Origin of the sequence: Vibrio sp. SCSIO 43136, assembly GCF_023716565.1 — a bacterium.
Lineage (GTDB): Bacteria > Pseudomonadota > Gammaproteobacteria > Enterobacterales > Vibrionaceae > Vibrio.
Genome location: NZ_CP071849.1, coordinates 543,721 through 562,276, shown reverse-complemented (window position 1 = coordinate 562,276; position 18,556 = coordinate 543,721). Strand labels below are relative to the sequence as shown.

Annotated in this window: 18 protein-coding genes; 5 read left to right on the top strand and 13 right to left on the bottom strand. The window is 44.4% G+C overall.

Annotated features, from left to right (window positions below):
• The first annotated feature begins 40 nt into the window (after positions 1 to 40).
• Positions 41 to 814: a class II glutamine amidotransferase gene (locus J4N39_RS17230; RefSeq protein WP_252026202.1), complete on the top strand. Its 774-nt coding sequence runs from the start codon at positions 41 to 43 to the stop codon at positions 812 to 814.
• 54 nt (positions 815 to 868) lie between these two features.
• Here J4N39_RS17230 and J4N39_RS17225 read toward each other — a convergent pair whose 3' ends face one another.
• Positions 869 to 1,102 (bottom strand): HP1242/YdcH family protein, encoded by a 234-nt coding sequence (locus J4N39_RS17225; RefSeq protein ID WP_252026200.1) that lies wholly within the window; start codon positions 1,100 to 1,102, stop codon positions 869 to 871.
• A gap of 221 nt (positions 1,103 to 1,323) precedes the next feature.
• On the opposite strand from J4N39_RS17225, the gene J4N39_RS17220 reads away from it, so the two are divergent.
• Positions 1,324 to 2,130, top strand: a complete 807-nt coding sequence (locus tag J4N39_RS17220; RefSeq protein ID WP_252026198.1) for an SDR family NAD(P)-dependent oxidoreductase — start codon at positions 1,324 to 1,326, stop codon at positions 2,128 to 2,130.
• A 222-nt stretch (positions 2,131 to 2,352) separates the two neighbouring features.
• Positions 2,353 to 3,225: a B12-binding domain-containing radical SAM protein gene (locus tag J4N39_RS17215; RefSeq protein ID WP_252026196.1), complete on the top strand. Its 873-nt coding sequence runs from the start codon at positions 2,353 to 2,355 to the stop codon at positions 3,223 to 3,225.
• Positions 3,226 to 3,244: 19 nt separating this feature from the next.
• Here the strand turns inward: J4N39_RS17215 and J4N39_RS17210 are convergent, their stop codons facing one another.
• The gene (locus J4N39_RS17210) at positions 3,245 to 4,159 is read right to left on the bottom strand and encodes a LysR family transcriptional regulator (RefSeq protein ID WP_252026194.1); all 915 of its coding nucleotides are present in this window, start codon (positions 4,157 to 4,159) and stop codon (positions 3,245 to 3,247) included.
• A 169-nt stretch (positions 4,160 to 4,328) separates the two neighbouring features.
• Here J4N39_RS17210 and J4N39_RS17205 point away from each other — a divergent pair, with 169 nt between their 5' ends.
• Complete coding sequence (locus J4N39_RS17205; RefSeq protein WP_252026192.1) at positions 4,329 to 4,766, top strand: DUF3859 domain-containing protein; 438 nt, start codon at positions 4,329 to 4,331, stop codon at positions 4,764 to 4,766.
• 45 nt (positions 4,767 to 4,811) lie between these two features.
• On the opposite strand, the gene J4N39_RS17200 is transcribed toward J4N39_RS17205, so the two are convergent.
• From J4N39_RS17200 to J4N39_RS17170, 7 genes are all read right to left on the bottom strand, one after another.
• Complete coding sequence (locus J4N39_RS17200; RefSeq protein ID WP_252026190.1) at positions 4,812 to 5,465, bottom strand: OmpA/MotB family protein; 654 nt, start codon at positions 5,463 to 5,465, stop codon at positions 4,812 to 4,814.
• Position 5,466: 1 nt separating this feature from the next.
• Positions 5,467 to 6,249 carry a motility protein A gene (locus J4N39_RS17195; protein ID WP_252026188.1) on the bottom strand — a complete coding sequence of 261 codons (783 nt, stop codon included), beginning with the start codon at positions 6,247 to 6,249 and terminating at the stop codon, positions 5,467 to 5,469.
• The gene (locus J4N39_RS17190) at positions 6,246 to 7,973 is read right to left on the bottom strand and encodes a FliG C-terminal domain-containing protein (RefSeq protein ID WP_252026186.1); all 1,728 of its coding nucleotides are present in this window, start codon (positions 7,971 to 7,973) and stop codon (positions 6,246 to 6,248) included. Before J4N39_RS17190 ends, J4N39_RS17195 begins: the two co-directional genes overlap by 4 nt.
• Position 7,974: 1 nt before the next feature.
• The gene (locus J4N39_RS17185) at positions 7,975 to 8,553 is read right to left on the bottom strand and encodes a tetratricopeptide repeat protein (protein ID WP_252026184.1); all 579 of its coding nucleotides are present in this window, start codon (positions 8,551 to 8,553) and stop codon (positions 7,975 to 7,977) included.
• Between the two features lie 6 nt (positions 8,554 to 8,559).
• Positions 8,560 to 9,573, bottom strand: a complete 1,014-nt coding sequence (locus J4N39_RS17180) for a hypothetical protein (RefSeq protein ID WP_252026182.1) — start codon at positions 9,571 to 9,573, stop codon at positions 8,560 to 8,562.
• A 210-nt stretch (positions 9,574 to 9,783) separates the two neighbouring features.
• Positions 9,784 to 12,129, bottom strand: a complete 2,346-nt coding sequence (locus tag J4N39_RS17175; RefSeq protein ID WP_252026180.1) for an immunoglobulin-like domain-containing protein — start codon at positions 12,127 to 12,129, stop codon at positions 9,784 to 9,786.
• A 303-nt stretch (positions 12,130 to 12,432) separates the two neighbouring features.
• Complete coding sequence (locus J4N39_RS17170; RefSeq protein WP_252026938.1) at positions 12,433 to 13,815, bottom strand: DEAD/DEAH box helicase; 1,383 nt, start codon at positions 13,813 to 13,815, stop codon at positions 12,433 to 12,435.
• Positions 13,816 to 14,106: 291 nt separating this feature from the next.
• Here J4N39_RS17170 and J4N39_RS17165 point away from each other — a divergent pair, with 291 nt between their 5' ends.
• Positions 14,107 to 14,373 carry an Lpp/OprI family alanine-zipper lipoprotein gene (locus J4N39_RS17165; protein ID WP_252026178.1) on the top strand — a complete coding sequence of 89 codons (267 nt, stop codon included), beginning with the start codon at positions 14,107 to 14,109 and terminating at the stop codon, positions 14,371 to 14,373.
• Between the two features lie 96 nt (positions 14,374 to 14,469).
• Here the strand turns inward: J4N39_RS17165 and J4N39_RS17160 are convergent, their stop codons facing one another.
• The 4 genes from J4N39_RS17160 to J4N39_RS17145 are packed head-to-tail and all read right to left on the bottom strand — an operon-like array spanning position 14,470 to position 18,541.
• A complete protein-coding gene (locus J4N39_RS17160) occupies positions 14,470 to 15,375 on the bottom strand; it encodes a L,D-transpeptidase family protein (protein WP_252026175.1) in 906 nt (301 codons plus the stop codon).
• Positions 15,368 to 16,786, bottom strand: coding sequence for a deoxyribodipyrimidine photo-lyase (gene phrB / locus J4N39_RS17155; protein ID WP_252026173.1), 1,419 nt, complete (start codon positions 16,784 to 16,786; stop codon positions 15,368 to 15,370). Before phrB ends, J4N39_RS17160 begins: the two co-directional genes overlap by 8 nt.
• Before the next feature lie 17 nt (positions 16,787 to 16,803).
• Complete coding sequence (locus J4N39_RS17150) at positions 16,804 to 17,601, bottom strand: MerR family transcriptional regulator (RefSeq protein ID WP_252026171.1); 798 nt, start codon at positions 17,599 to 17,601, stop codon at positions 16,804 to 16,806.
• On the bottom strand, positions 17,591 to 18,541 hold the full coding sequence (locus J4N39_RS17145) for a YbgA family protein (RefSeq protein ID WP_252026169.1): 951 nt from the start codon (positions 18,539 to 18,541) through the stop codon (positions 17,591 to 17,593). The genes J4N39_RS17150 and J4N39_RS17145 overlap by 11 nt, the downstream gene beginning before the upstream one ends.
• Between the last annotated feature and the right edge of the window lie 15 nt (positions 18,542 to 18,556).

Below are 18,556 nucleotides of genomic sequence, written 5' to 3'. Positions count from 1 at the left end.
GTGTCATCTATGGATAGTTCAACAACAAAGGAACAATGGAATGTGCCGATGGTTAGCCTATCAAGGGAAACCGATTTATCTCGACGAGCTTATTTACGAACCGGAGCACTCACTGGTTCATCAAAGCATGGAGGCAAGAAAAGCCGTTACAAGAGTCAATGCCGATGGTTTTGGTTTAGGCTGGTATAGCCAAGAGCGACAGGAACCCGGACAATTTCACGAAGTCATGCCTGCTTGGAGTGATGAGAACCTAAAGTCTCTCACTCACCATATCAAGTCACACCGCTTTATGGCCCATGTGCGCTCATCGACCGGAACTCAGGTCACACGCTCTAATTGCCACCCCTTCGTGCATCAGAATTGGATGTTTTTACATAACGGACAGATCGGTGAGTTTGAGCAGATCAAATTCTCGCTCGAGAGAAGTTTGCCCGAATCTCTTTACCTGACAAAGCGCGGCACTACCGATAGCGAACTCATTTTTTTGCTCGCTTTGAACAATGACCTGATCCACCAGCCCGTCATGGCGATCTCTAAAACTATCGACCAGATTGAGCAAGCCAGAGTCGAGAAAGGTTTAATCGAGCCCTTTAAAGCTTCAATGTGTATTTCTGACGGCGAACAATTTTGGGTGGTGAGATACAGCAGTGATGGTATGCCGCCGACTGTGTTTATAAAGCAAGAACAAAGCAATATCGCCCTAGCCTCCGAACCACTAGAATCCAATCGCAGTTGGCAAATGCTACCTACACAGTCAATTACTCACATTCAGGATACTGAAGTCACCCATTATCAGATTTCGGAAATTAACTAAGGATAAGTGGTTAGATAGACAACGGCCAGACATAGTATCTGGCCGTTTCGGAGTTTAATTCAATTGGGCGTGGAGCCAGTCTTTAAGCTCCGAGCGCTGAACTTTTAGGTCATGCATGGCTTGGTCATCAATGGGTGACCCTCTCAGTTCAAGTACACGAATCTCCTTATCTAAAGCATCATATCTTTTAGCCCGATCAGCAAAGTGATCATCACTCGCAATTAGCTGTTTAATTTTGCTCAATTTATCAGGATATTCACTGGTGAGAGAATGGTTTTCGCCTAGCATAAACACCTCGCTTTTGGTTTACGTTCCGTTTGCACTGCTTAAAAGTTAAGCCAATTTAAGCTACCACCTTCAATAAATTGAATTCGCCACCAAGCGCACAAATTGACGGTTAGATTATCAATATTTCATAGAAAGTGTTTCGATAGCATAGCCTATAGTTTGCAAACTAGTTTGGCCCTAACATGACTCCTTATTAAGTGTGTGTCCCAAAAGGTTAAGTAATGAAGAAACGAATTCTAATCACTGGTGCAACCGATGGTATTGGTCTAGAAACAGCAAAAATCTTAGTTTCTCAAGGGCATAGTGTTATTGTTCACGGGCGTAATCTCGCCAAATTGCAGCAAGTAGAAAAAGCGCTGTTTGAACTCGATGCCAACAATCCAGTGGAAACCATCGTTGCTGATCTGTCCAAATTCTCAGACATAAAACAGATGGTCGCTGAAATCTCAGAGCGTTTTGGCAAGTTGGATGTGTTGGTCAACAACGCTGGTATCTTCGCCACCAGCCAGCCGCTCACCGAACAAAACTTAGATGTTCGATTTGTCGTTAACACCTTAGCCCCCTATTTTCTGACCAAAGAATTATTGCCGCTGCTTACTGGTAACGCCCGAGTCGTCAACTTATCTTCTGCGGCCCAAGCCAGCGTCGATTTAAGCGCATTGGGTGGAGCCAAGAGTCTATCCGACGGTGAAGCTTATGCCCAAAGCAAGCTGGCTCTGACCATGTGGAGCGCTGCTCTAGGCGAACAAAATAAAGATACCGGACCAATGATTGTCTCTGTAAACCCTAAGTCTTTCTTAGGCAGTAAGATGGTCAAAGAAGCCTATGGAGTGGCGGGCAACGATTTGTCATTGGGTGCTGATATTTTGGTAAGAGCCTCGTTATCTGAAGAGTTTGCCGACGCCCATGGAAAATACTTTGATAACGATATCGAGCGATTTGCTAACGCTCACTCAGATACCTACGACAAAGGTAAAGTCAGTGCGCTCATCGATAAGCTGGACTTGATTATTAACCAATACAGCTAACCGCACTCGACTACAAATAACACCCAGCAACTCGCTGGGTGTTTTTTTGCCCAAACGGGACTATCAATGAAATCTATAAACTGATTAGTTAGAAGTGGGAATTATCAAACAGATCAACCAAGCGTAATCTCTAGCTATCCAATGCAAAGGGTCAAACTCTTTGCAAACTAACGCCATTAGCGGCATGAGAAATTGCTGATAAAGCAACAGCGGAGAGACACCATGAACTACGAGGGTAAAGTATATCGACCTTGGCCTGAATACCGCAGCATCCTGATCCAAACGACTTTGGGTTGCAGCATCAACACTTGTACTTTTTGCAGCATGTTTGATGACAAGCGCTTTAAAGTCCGAGATATCCAAGATGTGTTTAAAGATATTGAAGAAGCAAGGCGCATCTATCCAGAGGTCGAGTCAATATTTCTCATTGATGGCAACGTTATGGCTGCAAGAACAGAGTTCTTGCTAAAAGTACTCGATAAGCTCAAAACAACTTTCCCAGAGGTTAAGAAGATCTCTTTGTACAGTGGCCTCAACGACTTTCGACGCAAATCGTTGCAAGAGCTTATTGAAATCAAAGATGCGGGACTGGATATGGCCTATTCAGGGTTAGAGTCAGGTGATCCTATCGTGCTTAAAAATATTAAGAAACATATGACACCTAAACAAGCGATTGAAGGAGCACAAATGGCAAAAGATGCCGGTATTCAGGTGCTTCAGTCGTTTATTTTTGGGCTTGGTGGGGCAGAGCGTTCGTATGAACATATTAAGGCGACCACTGATATCCTCAACATTATGCAGCCAGAGGAAATTGCCCCAATGGCACTGGCCATTCAACCAGGTACAGAGTTGGAAAGGGAACTTCAACGAGGTGACTTTATTATGCCAACTCAACTCCAAGTTCTCGAAGAAGAAAAGTTCCTGCTGGAGAACTTAAATATTGATACCTTCTATTGGGGGGATCATGGCAATAACTTACTACCACAAAAGGGCTTTTTATTGGACTCTCGTCAAGAGATGCTCGCCAATCTTAACCGAGTGATTGCCGCTAACCCACTGGCAAAAGAGCGCATCATCCAAACCTTTTCTTGGTAACGGTGACAATCTAAAATGCTTAGAGCTTAGATCGCTCTAAGCATTTGTCCCAATAGGTCGGCTCTCCATAGAATTCTACGAAATAGTCAATAAATGCCCGAACCTTAGGGGCAATCAAACGAGAGCTTGGATAAACCGCCCATAACGCTGTATCAGACACCAATGGGTAATCAGACAAAACTTCGACTAATTGACCACTTTGAAGCTCTTTATAACAACTCCAAGTCGAATTAATCGACAACCCTAACCCATCCACCGTAGCATCTCGCATGGCATCCCCATTATCGGTACGGAAACGGCCTTGTGTTTTGATGCTCACCTGCCCTTTATCGGTTTGAAAAGACCAAGTTTCTAACCCCATTAAGTTTAGGCAACTATGATCTACCAACTCTTGTGGCGTACATGGTGCGCCATATTTGGCAATATAATCTGGAGACGCACACACTACACGACGATCGCTGGCTAGCTTTCTAGCCACCAATGTCGAGTCTTTAAGTTCAGCGTTACGGATAGCGACATCAAAGCCACCCTCCACCAGATCAATAATTGAGTCTGAGAAACGAAAGTCGACAATCAAATCAGGATACCTGTCCAAGAAACCTTTCAGCGCTGGCACCATATGCATGCGACCAAAAGAAGCTGGAGCAGTCACCCTCAAAGTCCCCGTAGGCAAGTTATGCCCAACACCTACTGAACTCCTTGCCGCCTCAACACTCGCTAACACCTCTTCTGCGTGAGGCAGGAATGCCTGACCTTCTTCCGTCAACGATACTTTACGTGTGGTTCGATGCACCAAGCGCACACCAAGCCCCTCTTCCAGTTTATTGATATGAGCACTAGAAACGGCGGGAGATAGACCTAGCTCTTGCCCCGCAAGGCTAATATTATGAGTAGATGCCACACGTACAAAGAGCTTGAGGTGTTCAACATTCATCTTTATCAATCATTCCTTGATAATCACACTAATTTAGTAGTTATTATAGCCCATTGATTGAGTTTTCTTATCCTGACAACCTAACCCAATTAGACCTTAATCGTCGATTCCTAACGTAATAGCCGATAGAATACCCATTAGTAATCAAAACTCTAAAGGCCACGACCTAATGGCAAAGCGCTCTCCAATCGTTGAGATCACCTCTTACGGACTCTATTCTACGTGGGATTTTTCATCAAAAGATCTGCCTAAAATACAAGACTTCACTACTCAAATTGTCGCTGATGAAGACGTAGAATTTGGGTTCATCGTGAACATCAAAAAAGCCAAAGGCACCAAGCTCTACTACTGTGTAAACCACCCCGGCGTGATCAATAAGAAAGGCAAGGTTCTTGCGCCTTTTGACGGAGAAATTCATGTAGGAAGTAACGACTGGGATTTTTATTTAGGTGATACCATCCAACTTCTGCACCCCGTCGATGGGCTTGAAAGTAACCTAGGAGAGTGGCACATGACGATGGAGATGAATGGTCAGATCATAGCGGAGAAAAAATTTACCGTCGTCGCTCGTGATGAGGGGCAGTTTTGGAAGCGTCGTGGATTTTAACGGATTCAATAAAGCCCAACTAGAGTCACTAGTTGGGCCATTTCGTTAGCGGTCTGTGTAATCTCGCTTTATATAGATGACCACACGCCGATTTTGTTCTCGCTGTTTTTCTATAGTAAGCGATTGGTCTGCTCGTGGACGAGTGTCTGCGTATGCAATCGCACTGAGAAGGTTTTTATTGATGCCTAGATCAATCAACTGCTGCACAACCTGAACAGCACGCGAGCCTGACAATTCCCAGTTGCTGCGGTACTTAGAAGTATTAATAGGAACATCATCACTATGACCTTCAACAACAATCGCTCGATCTTCTAAGTTCACCTCAAGCAACGCACCAGCAAACTCTCTAATCACTTGTTCACCTTTAGACGTTAAATCGGCAGAACCCGACTGGTACAGATTTTCACTATCCAGCTCGATTTTCAAACCATCAATGACTGGGGTTATTACAACCGACTCAAGCTTTTGTTCCTCCACAATTTCTTGGATCTCTGCTTGAATAACCTCCATCGGGACATCGGCTGGTTCACCCATAATACTAGTTCGGCCCTTTTTTAGGTCTTCAAGCTTACCTTCATCGATCTGTGATACCGCAACAATCAAAACAAAGAATGCTAACAATAAAGTGATGGCATCACTGTAGGTTGTCATCCATTCGTTGTCCTCCTTAAGCTCTTGATTAACACGTTGGCGTGCCATTCTAAACCTCCAAACGTTTTTGGAATGGCAAGTGGGCGTTCATGGAGTCTTGTAGGTATAGCTCAGGACGCTTTTCGGTCATTAAGACAAAAGCATTGATCTGCATCTCACGATTCTCAAAGTGATTCTCAACACGGCGAGCAACGCGAGTTGAAGCCGGTTTGAAAAGCAGCTGAGCAAGCAAAATACCGTATAACGTAGTCAATAGGGCTACTGCTAAGCCATTGCCTAATGCTGCCAAATCACCATTTAAGTTATCTAGCATGGTAATTAAGCCAATCAGAGTACCAATCATTCCAAAGCCTGGGGCGAAGTTACCCATAGAGTTGAGCACTTGCGCTTGACTCATCTCAGCTTGGCGCTGGCTGTGATTACTCTCGTCAAGCATATTCTTAAGCTCACTTCCTTTGTAACCAGTACCGATAAGCTCAATGCCCAAACTGACAAATGGGTCCTTTAACTCTTTTTCAGTTAGCGAAGTTTCCAACGCAGCCATACCACCTGTACGGAATATTTGGTTCCATTCCAGAGTGCGAGATATAGAGTCTTGCTTTGCTTTTACCACATTTTTTTCATCGATTAGGTTTTGCAAAAAACCTTTAAATGACTGAAAAATTAACGGATATGAATAGCTCATTAAAGTTGCTGTTAACGTTCCGCCAAGCACAATTATCAAGCTAGAAAAGCTGACAAATAACATGTAGTTATCTGTACTCATAATAATGGCTCCCAACAGAACGCCCACTGCCATCAATAGGCCAGTAATGGTGCTTAATGAGATCATGCAGCTTGCTCCAGATCACTCATGTGGAACTGGTTGTTTGCAAGGGCGACACGCATTGCATCGACAACTTGTTGCTTCGCAGCAAATCGTTGCTCTGTTGTGATCGTAGCCATACGCTCGATCTCGGACTGTACCATTGCAGCAAAACGATCAGGTAAGCAGCTAAGTAAGCGAGTCAAATCTGCTTCTTCTATATCTGCAAAGGCTATTGCTAGAGTTTCACCGTCAATTGTTCGCAGTACGTTGCTAACCACATTCTTCGGTGTATTAACCAAATCTTCAAAGATGTAGTAAACCTTACGAAGTTCAATGTACGAATCAGGCGATGACTGTTTTAGCTGGGCTAGCAGGCCTTCTTGTTGGCTCATATTCATGCTATCCAACAAATTAACCAAGATCTGATTACCGTCCGACTTAACCGTCTTGTAATCAGGAACAGTTTGCGCTTTTACAGCCAGCGAAGTCGCCACTTCATTAAATGCAGCCATCGGCATCGATTCAAATTGAACAATCTCGGTGGCCAGCATTGCTTGTACTTCTGGCTCAAATGTTGCCATCAGTGAACTCGCTTGCTGTGAAGAAAGTTGGCTTAATACTAGAGCTTTAATTTTGATCGCTTCATCGTCGATTAACCAGCGGACCTGATTAGTCGTTAGCTTTTCAAGGAACTCAAACGGACGAGTTTGAAACTCGAATTGCTCCACTGAGTTAGCGTCAACCAATAAATGTTGCAAGTCAGACAGGTCACGAACTAGACGATCGTAATCCGCTGGATTTTCATCCAGGTATTTCAAGTAAGTAGGGATTTGCTTATTGAGTACCGGAAAAACCGACGTAAACAGGGCACGGCCTAGCTCTTGGTACGCTGAAGCAAACACGGGAGTATTTTGCTCATTTAAGCTCAGCCGGCTAAGAGCATCATTGACCTTTTTAGGTTCACTTAGGCTGTACTTAACGAGTTTCTGACGGATCTCCTTCAGCTCCCCCTTTTTTGCATCTAGCAATGCTTGTGGGGCACTGGGAGACATATCAATCACCGGAGCATCTTCTTTAACCGCTCTCTTAGCTTTCATCACGCCCCACAAGGCAATTAGAAGCGCAATTGCGACGATCACTACCCACCAGTAATCTTGCCAGCTTTTCGCTCCAGCAAAATTTTGATCTGCTATCTCTAAATCCGTTTGGATCAATGTAAACTTGTCACCACGTAGCGCATTGTATTGCAGTTTTTTCAACGCTACGCTTCGTACCAGTTCAACCTTATCTTGTGCGATACTGGTATCGAGCTGAAGAATTGTAGAAATGGAGCGAATTTTCTTTTCCATCGCAGGAGCGGTTGGCTGTTCTTGTAAAGGCAACTCTTCTTGATTTACTTGCGTGTCATCAAGATCCTGCTCTACAACCTCTAGTGCATCCGCCGTTGCAATCCCTGATAGCCCAGGAAGTTCTGGGAGTCGTTCGTCATTAACCTTGGTCGACGCAACAGGTTTAGGTTGTTGCGGTGCTAGTGCTTGCTCAGGCACTCCAATAGGCTCTCGAACAAGCTCTGCCTCAACCACTAAAACATGACGATTTGGACCAATCACACGTTCGATATCGTTATTAAGACGTGATTCTAATTCGGCTGTAAAAGCCATTTGCTCAAGCTCAAGAGACGACTGTGCTGCGACAACAGTACTCGCAACTAGAGCAAAGCTACCAATAAATTGAATTACCTTGCTCATATTATTTTTCCAACCATTTAAGCATTTCAGAGACTTCTGTCATCGATGGGTCAATAGCTAGAGCCTTTTTCCATGCTTGGATCGCACCTGGCATGTCTTTGAGCTTATAGAGCACACTGCCTTTCGTCGCCAGCACCTGAGCTGGTTGCTCAGCGAGTGGCAACGCTTGGTCCAACAACTTCAGCGCTTGCTCATAGTCACCTTTAGCAGCAGCTTCTTTCGCTTCAAGACGCAGAGCCAAGCACTCAGCTTCTCTATCAAGAGTAAGAGCGGTTTCTTCATCAAGTTCTGCCGCCTCTTCAGAAAGTTCTGATTCAAGAAGCTCTTCTGTGTCGCCTTGTTGAGCTTCTACCGCATCATTATCAATCACAAGGATTAAGTTTGGATCAGACAAGTCTATTTGAACCGATGAGCGATATTGATTCCCTTGCACTTCAATCACAAGCAAGTCATCGCGGGTTGGTGTCAAAGGGGTTTGCATCGCTGGAGCCAGATCTACTTGGGTTTCGTCATCTTGTTCTGACGCAAAAACAGGTTGACTGATCAGCGTCGCCAAAAGTAGGTATTTAAATTTCATCATAACTCCTTAGAAGCGAAGACCAACGGTAAAATCGACAGCTAAACCACCAAAAGTCACCGGTGGAATGCTATTTACTTCCATACGGTGATAATCGTTACGCTCCACGTAGATGGTACCTAAGTCGAAAAACAGATTTTTCATCACCGCAAACTCAACACCTGTGCGTACTGATAGATTGTTGCGACCTTCGATAAACTGCGAGCCTAGCCCCAGATAAACACTCGGCTTCGGCCAAGAGTCGGTGATGCTATATAGGATACGCCCTTCAGCACCATAGCTTTTCACATCAATGTTGCGATTTTGGTCGGTGCTTCGGAAGTGATTAGCAATCACCGCAAAGTGAAGCTTTTCGTTTGGTTGACGACCGGTGTAATAACGAAGGCTAAAATCAGTTACGTTGTCGAAGCCATTTAAACGTGGAGAGTTAGGATATGCACCTAGGGCAATATTGCTCAGAGCAATACCAAACTGGCTACGGTCTTGTTTCTCAACGATCTCGTCAACAAGCTCGGAACGATAGAAGCTATCTGTCCAAAACACCTGATTGTTTTCAGATTTGACCAGCGCAAGGATCATATTTTGGCTATCTTGAGCAATGTTCATGTCCCACTTTAGGAAAGCATCACTTTGGATTTCACGCCCTAATTGACGCAGGTCGTCGTTCGTTTCTAAACCTCGCTTATATTTGATCGAGGTTTTTGTCAAATGCACGGTTTGTTTACCGCATTCGATACAGTCACGGACCGTTAAGCCCATGTTATGCAGCTTACTTTTTAGCTGCGAATTTATATCGTCGACTTGACCTTGTGTGGTCGTTTCATCAATGCGACCTTGATAAACAACGGTCACAGATTTAACTGCATTATTTGCTGCACTATCTTTTACCGCAAACCAAACACCATCACTTTCGATGAAATCGTACACCGTATTTAAATTTGACGTAGTAACGTCAGATGCGACTGCCGATAAAGACAGCAAAAATGAGCTAATTGCTAGCTTAATTAGAGCTATTTTTTTCAAAATTATTTGCCTGATATGACGAGGTAACTGATTGAGGTGTGGATATTACATAGCTAATATCATTTATTCAATCGCGAGCCAAACTGATAAAAAAAACTTACCTAGCGAAGCAACAAATTAAAAAAAGACATACCGCACAACAAAAAGTCACTAAATTTTCTAAAGGCTCCAACATTAATATTGCGAGCCTTTCATAAATGACAAGTTTAATTACTTGTAGTATTTCTTGATGATTAGATCTTGCAAAATACTGACGTTTTCAACTTCAAACATCGTTGAAAATCTCGAAGTACGCTGTCCACTACAATATGCATCATCTTCCCAGCTGGATTTCTCTTCAATAGTGATGCCACCACCATGATTAACAACAAAATCGAAAACTGCCCAACAATAAGACTCCGGACCTACTGGTGGTGAGAAAACTTGCTTTCTGCCTTGAAAACTCAGTTCTACACGACCAGGAGAGCTTACAATGCTACCCGAACGTGAGTAGTTTTTAACTGCATAACTGTATCTGCCTTGATATGGAAGCGTTTCAACTGTCGTCACTTCTGGCCCAAAACCACTAGTGTCATCAACATCAAGCCAAACAGATCCGGTTTCAAAATGATGGTGTTTGTTACCGTGGTACACTAAAAAACTACTATCACCTGACTCCGAATCTGGTCCGAAGAACTGCGTATCTAAATCAGATGGTGTTGCTCCCCAAGTCAGAGTAACAACTGCTGCGCTTTCTGTTAGAACAATACTTTCCGATAGTTGAATGTCTTCACTTCCAGTCACAATAGTTTGTGTTCTACTTTCGCCATCTTTCGATGAAGCGGACAGTAAGACTTTAGAGTTAGCCTTTGCAGCAACTGCAAACTCACCATTTATGTCTGTCGTTGCCCAATTTCGTCCAGAGTAGTCAACACCTTGCGTACTTACATTAACGCCTGCAACTCTGTTGTTGTTTTTGTCAACTACGTGACCGTTTATGCGGATGGTTTGAATAGGGTTAACTGCGCTCCAAGTCAAAAATTTGGATACTTTGCCTTGGTAATATTGACTGGTGCCATTGCTCATCAGCTCTGCTCGTGGTCCTTCTACCCAATATCCTGATTCGAAGTCATAGTAGTATAAAGACAGATGCTTTGGAGCAGATTGGACGCTAGAAGCTAGCGGGATACGAACCGTAGCATAGAACCCATCAAGCATTTTGTACTTGTTACGATTCTCGTCATTAATGCCTAATGTAACTGCTCCAAAACTCTCGATATTACGAACAACCCCATCTTCACCAACGGTCTCATAGTTTCCTGGCATCAACGCAGGATCATGCGCAGGATCGATAACCGTAACTTCACTCATTAAGTCAATACTTGGAGCGTAGCCTTGGAGGTCGATTATAAAACTGGTATCTAATTCAATAATATCTATATCAGATACCGAAACAGTAAAGTTAGAATCATGACCCGGTGTAAAGCGCTTCTTAGCAACAACGGGCTGTTGAAATAGGTCTACGTTAGCTTCAGCAACTGAAATCGCTTTACCATAATAACCGTAGTCCCAAGCGTCAGAAAGCACAGTAATACGTTGAGAGTCCTTTGGTACAAACAGTGTTGCTTTGCCTTCACTATCTGTCACTGCGGAACGCTGTTCTTGATGTACCCCACCATCTTTATAAATAGTTGCGATAACATTTGAGTTAGCTACTGTCGTACCATCAAAGTAGTTCTTCACATTTAGGTCAAGAGCTCTGTCCAGACTCTTAACGACTACCGTTCTAGAGTCAGCACTTGAGTTTCCTGAGCTGTCTGTCGCACGATAAGTCAGGTGGTATGTACCAGGCGTCATGTGATCAACAGACCCTGACACAACGACAGGTAATGCCCCTTCAAATAAATCAACAGCGCTTGCTCCTGGATCGACAAATTCTTGCGGTGAAATAAGCTCAATGTATCGATCACCGTGTAGCGTAAGTTCCGGAGCAATAGTATCAATAACATTGACTGTTCTTACCGCAGTGCCAACATTATTTGATCGGTCCATCGCACTGTAGGTTACTTGATACTGACCCAATTGATTATGGTCAACCGACCCACTGATTGTCAGCTCTAGCACTCCGTCGTAGGAGTCGAGCGCCGTTGCACCATGTTCCACATACTCATCTCGACCTGCCTCTAGAGTCACAGGGTTTTCACCATTAAGAGTGACAACAGGAGCCAACGTATCTTCAATAATAAGCGTACGAATAGCAGAGCTAGAGTTATTTGAACTATCAGTCGCTGTGTACACAATTGCAGATTGGCCCAGTTCGGAGGTATCAACTTGGCCATCTTGATCAATATTGCCTGTTGCGACTACAGGCACCGGACCATCAACATCATCTCTTGCAGTTGCACCTGCATCGATATGGGGCTGGCCAGCCTCTAGACGAGTAACCACATTACCTTTGATTGAAATAGCCGGGGCCGTTACATCGACAAATGTGCGCTTGTCTTCTTGGTTACACCCAGAAGTCACCACCACTGCTGACATTAATATAGTATAAATAGAGAGTTTTTTGACTTGCATTTATTTCTCATAAATAGACATTAAAAATACGAATAAGTACTTTACTAATTATTATTTGCAGCAATATCCGTTCGATAAATCGCTGTAAATATACCGAAGAAGCTTATTTACGCAAGGCAATTAAATGAGTATTTTATAAAGTAAAACACCTCAGGAATGACTAGCGGGAATACATTGAGTTTATATATATTATAAAGTAAAACTTTAAAATTCTTGCTTGATTAATGCACCAATTTTAATACAAAAAAAGCCAGCGTATTTACACTGGCTAATTATCAATCTAACTTGTACTCTGAGCAGTAATTAATCTTCGCTTGGCTCAACAGGCTTAGTTGGCTTAGGCTTTTTCTTTGGCATAAATACCTGATCACCCACAGCAACATTATTGTAGAAACCTTTATCACGTTTGGCTGGCTTCTTCGCCACTTTTTTAGCCACTGGGCGCTTACCTTTGGTTTCTTGCGCTTTCTTCACCGCATTTGGTTTACGAGGACGGAAACCTTTAAACTTACCCTTGAGACCTTCTAATACGTCAAAGCTCATTTCCTGATTAAGGAAGGCTTCAACACGCTTAAAGCTATCCCAATCTTTCGGACCCACTAGGGAGATCGCTTCACCCTTGTTACCCGCACGGCCTGTACGACCAACACGGTGCACGTATTCTTCGGTATGCTTAGGCATATCAAAGTTAATAACGTGAGTTACATTAGCGATATCCAGACCACGAGAGGCAACATCGGTTGTCACAAGGATTTTGAACACGTGGCGCTCAAACTGACTCATGATGGTGTTACGTTTGGTCTGATTCATGTTACCACTAAGAGCGATAGCTTTGAGCTGACGCTCATTAAGCAGATCAGTTAGACGATCAGTATCTGCACGTGTGGCAGTAAAGATAATTACCTGACGGTATTCAGCTTCATCGATAATACGATTTAGGATCGCTTCTTTATGATCTAAGTGATCACATAGGTAGAACTTCTGGGTGATATCACTGTGCTGTTCATTTGAAGAACCCACAGAGATGCGCTTAGGATCACTAAGCATCTCAGAAGCCATATCACTCACTTCTGCGTGATCCAGCGTTGCTGAGAACATCAAGGTTTGACGACGACGGTGTTTTGCCGCTTTATGGATACGTTTAAGCTCTGGTGCAAAACCAAGATCAAGCATACGGTCAGCTTCATCTAGCACTAGCGTTTCTAGGCCATCAAGAAAAAGCGAACGGTGCTCTAGGTGGTCAGCAAGACGACCTGGAGTTGCGACGATAAACTTTGGGTAGCGGCGCAGTGCTTTTACCTGGTCGTTAAAGTTCTCACCACCAACGACAAGTGTGGCTTCGTAAGAAAGACCGTTAAGCATAGAGCGAAGCTCTGTAAACACCTGCTTTGCCAACTCACGGGTTGGAGCAAGAATAACACCACGTGGGTCTTTCGATGAAAATGCTTTAGTCTTTAGAGATTTGTGCAGCATCGGAAGCACAAACGCTAAGGTTTTGCCCGAGCCAGTTTTTGATGATGCCAATAGATCTTTACCAGCAATCGCTACAGGTATCGCTTGACGCTGGATATCAGTAGCACTAGCAAAGTCGTAGTGCTTTAGGGTTTTCAATAGGCGGTTATCAAGACCCAAATCTTTAAATTGCAAAGGATTCTCCGAACAGTTTGATGATGGTAAGCCACCCATTTCAACACGAACTATGGTACTGGCTGCCAAGTAGCCCGCAATGATACTCCCTTTAAGAAAAAAGGGGTATAGATCACATAAAAAAAGCATCGATTTATAACGATTAAATCGCACTAAAACTTAGATATCGTAGGATAAGGCTGAAGTTTTGGGGAGTTTTTTAACCGAATTCTCAATAATCCCACATCGATCACGCAATTTATGCCATATTATTAGTGGGTAACGAACTATCGCTGGATTCAACCGGAAAGAAAGGATGGTTCGTTTTTCTATCCAACAAGGAGTTTAAAGATGAGCAAACAATTTATTCTTGCAGCTGGTGCTTCCGTTCTACTTTTGGCTGGTTGTTCAAGCAGCCCAGATCCAATGGCTGAAAAAATTGACAGCCTAGCAAACCAAGTTGAGCAGCTATCACAGCAAGTTCAGACCCTTCAATCAGGCCAAAACCAAGCAACAATGCAAGCTGAGAAAGCGGCGAACGCTGCCATGTCTGCTCAAGAAGAAGCAGAGCGTGCTAACGATCGTATCGACAACATTGCTCAGTCTTACAAAAAATAATTAAGGCGAACTGACGCTTGCGTCACTTGCTCCAATAAGAAAGCCAGCGTAAAAAACTCTCACGCTGGCTTTTTGTTTGGCGAAGTTTGTGTTCACCTACAGTGGTGGGGTTGCAATTTCAATCGGCACGCCGTTTTGAACTTGAATCACCGCACGAGCTTTACTGTTAGATATCCCAAACTCGTCCATCCACCATTCCAATTCCATCGGTAATACTAATTCTTGTTTGTCACCGTTACTTTCCGTCAATGGCTCATGCGCTTCCATAAACACGCTTCTGTCGGGTTCTAATGTCACCTTGACTGGCTGATTAATGATCCGTACTTGAATACCTTTAGGTACTTGACCAAACAACCATTCGATATCTTTGGGCTCCATTCGAATACAGCCAGCACTCACCCGAAGACCGATACCGAAATCCTTATTAGTCCCGTGGATCAAATACTCACCTCGTCCGTACGCCAATCGAAGCGCATAATCTCCAAGCGGGTTATCGGGACCTGCGGGAACCACTTTGGGTAGATCAATGCCTTTCTCTTCTAGATACTCTTTACGAATTGAGGCCGGTGGCGTCCAAGTCGGATTTGGAATCTTCACCGAAACGTGGGTTTTCATTTGCGGTGTATCGCGCCCGATACGTCCGATGCCAACAGGAAACACGTGAACTTGGTTAGTGCCTTCTGGGTAGTAATAGAGCCTCAGCTCTGGCAAGTTGATCACGATACCTTTGTACTCAACGGGGGGAAGAATGAACATGGAAGGGATCGTCAGCACGGTGCCTTCGGCAGGTAAAAATGGGTCAACCCCGCGGTTTGCCGCCATCAAAGAGAGAAAACCAATATCGTAATCTTTGGCGATTTGGGCGAAGGTCTCTCCTTCCCCGACCAAGTGACGTTGTACTTTCCCCACGATACGGCTGCCATCTTTTGGCAATTCAAATTGAGCTGCAAAGCAACTGCCTGTCAGCAGCAACAACGCAAGCACGCTCCATGTTTTACTCATTACCCATCTCTTTGGCTTGTTGATACATCTCTAAGGCTAATCCTCTTTGTATGCTGTGATCAACTATTGGTGAAGGATATGCGAGATCCTGACACCCCTGCCAAAGCCAAGGTTTATGGATAAATTTGTCTGGCACGCCAGATAGCTCTGGCAACCACCTGCGGACGAACTCCCCATTAGGGTCAAATTTTTCCCCTTGGGTGATCGGATTGAAGATACGAAAATAAGGCTGTCCATCACATCCCGTTGATGCTGACCATTGCCAGCCGCCATTATTGGCAGCAAAATCTCCGTCGATTAGCTGGCTCATGAAGTAGCGCTCCCCTTCTCGCCAGTTTATTAATAGATCCTTAGTGAGGAAACTCGCCACAATCATGCGCAGACGGTTATGCATCCAGCCAGTTTGGTTGAGCTGCCTCATGGCCGCATCCACTATAGGATAACCCGTTGCCCCTTGTTGCCACGCTAAAAGCCAGTCGTTACGAGAGTGCCAGATAATGTTTTCACTCCACTTCACAAAGGCTTCTCCTTTGGCAAGTCGAGGCTCAAAGACCAGTAAATGCTGGTAAAACTCACGCCAGATCAGCTCGCTCAGCCAGGTGTGCTCTCCTTCACCCAGCTCATCAATATTTCGAACATTGAGTAGCGACACCAAACATTGCTTGACGGAGATTGCACCGATAGCTAAGTAGGGAGAGAGTTGACTCGTGGCCGCTTGACTCGGAAAGTCACGACGCAGCTTGTAGTCGGGGGCTGACAGCTCAACAAACTGGTTCAGTCGGCTCGATAACGCTTGGTCATCTACAGGGTAAGCATCGCTACTTCCATCGCTCTCAGGAATATTCTCAGTCCAGCCTTGTGGTAGCTGGGGTAACTTGGCTTGTTGCCTTACTGCCTCTGGTGCAGTCACAGAGCATTCATGCCAAAGAAACTGCTTTATCCAAGCCTTTTTAAAAGGTGTAAACACCTTGAAGTAAGCGCCTTGTTGATTCATTACACTGCCCGGCACCATAGCGCAACGGTCGTGATACCAAAAAATCTCGATGTCGCTTGCCGCAAGCTTGCTATCTAGTAATGCATCTCGGCGGGATTCATCGATGGGATACTCTAGATTGCTGTGAATTGCACTTACACCAACTGTTTCAGCGAGCGTCGCCACAGCCTCCGCACTATCTGCGTAGGTTGGCAAGGATGAACAAAGTAGCGGGATGCCCAACTCAGCGAGAGACTGTTTGAGGCAATGTAATCGTCTATAAGTTAGGTCTGTCTGAATAGGGGCTACATTATGAGACTGCCAAGTTAATGGCGTAGCGGTATAAACCGCCACCACTGGCTGCCCCGACTTAATCGCTTGCAAAAGTGCGGGGTTATCAATGGTACGTAAGTCTCGTCGAAACCAAATTAATTGCATATCAACCCCGATTGAGTCTAATTGAAATGTAGTGTAGTCAGCAGTTCACAAGCCTCGAGCTCACAATTAACCTGCTGTTTTAGCTCTTTGATATTGCTGACCAACTTAGCAGGGATATCTTGGCTGGCATAAAAATAGACGGCGGTGTACAACTCTGTCGCCAGCATATCCTTAAGACCGCCAAGGTCTTCAACGGACTCGATTAAAACCACTCTATTACCTTGCTCGACCTTCTGAACCAGCTCCATACGAGCGTGGATTGAACCAAAAGCATCAAAGCTAACCATCAGGAGCTTATTTTTTTTGCCAGCCTTGTTTTCTGCGTCGACAATTTTTCCAACGACACTAGTCACGACAGAGTTAAAAAGCCCTAACTGCAGAGACTTTTGACTGTTCTTGACCACTTCCAAAGTGGTTAAAATAGGCTTTATTGCTTGCTCGATGACGATATGGCTTGGGTATTCTTTAAAAATGCCGCTCAATATCTGTTCGCTCTTGGTGTACTGCAGCTTTGCAATCGCAGCCAAGACTGATTCAACTTCTGCAAGCTGTGGCGCTTCATCTTGCTGCTCAAAAACTGGAGATGAGTCCGAGTTGAGTAGCTCTTTGACTTTACCAATGGATACGCCTTTCTCTAACCAGCTCTGAATCGTCTTTATTAATTCGATATCGGCATCAGAATAAAGACGATGCCCTTTCTCAGTGCGTTCTGGCTGAACCAAGCCATAGCGGCGCTGCCAAGCTCGTAGTGTGACTGGCTTTACGCCCGTTTTTTCTGAAACATCTCGTATTGCGTATTTTGGTTCACATCCCATATCTTAAACGTAACTCCTGTGGGTAAGGCTGAAAGAAACACTGCTGGGACAGATACTCGTCAGGGTGAAGACTCAAATGGTGCTTGATCAGAGTCAACGGGGCGAGTAACGGAGAAATACCGCTACGATAATCCAAAATCAATTCCGCTAGCTCTTTCTTTTGCTGCTTGTCCAACGAGTTTTTCAAATATCCTTGCAAATGCATCAAGACGTTAGTGTTTGTCTTGCGGTTGGCACGGTGTTTCAAGGCATTCATAAACAGCAATCTATATTCATTGATAAAAGAATCAATGTCTACATCACCCAAGTTTGCAACTAAGCGACCGAGTTCCTTGTAGGACTCTGGGTGGTGCGCCATCAAGGTCAACTTGTAGCGAGAGTGAAATGCAACGACCTTACCAGCGGTTGGGTTGTCACCCATGGTTTGATAAAAGTCACTCAATGCAAACACGCGTAGAATGAAGTTCTCTTTCAAGTATGGGTCGGTCAAGCGGCCATCTTCTTCAATAGGTAACCAAGGCATGTGCTCGATCAGTTTTTGTGTGTACAAACCTACCCCAATTTTCTCCGCATTATGCTTTGAGTAGACTTTGACTTTCTCCATGCCACAAGTTGGAGAGTTGCGACATACCACGTAGCCACACAGTTGCTCATCAATCAACTCTCGTGCCTTTTGGTCGGAAAATGCCACCATCTTATCGGTATGTTCGTTGTCTGTATTCTTCGTCTCGACCAAAGCAATGCGTTCCCCTTTAAATTGCAAACGAATGGTTGGTCTTGGTACCGACATACCGATCGCCACTTCAGGGCATATCGGCATAAACTCTACGTAGGGGCTGAGCTCCTTAGAAAGAAATGCGCTGGTCTTGTGACCAGAGTCGAAACGAACTTTGTGGCCAACGACACATGCGCTCACACCAATCTTAATTACGTTTTCCATAACTCACCCTCTACA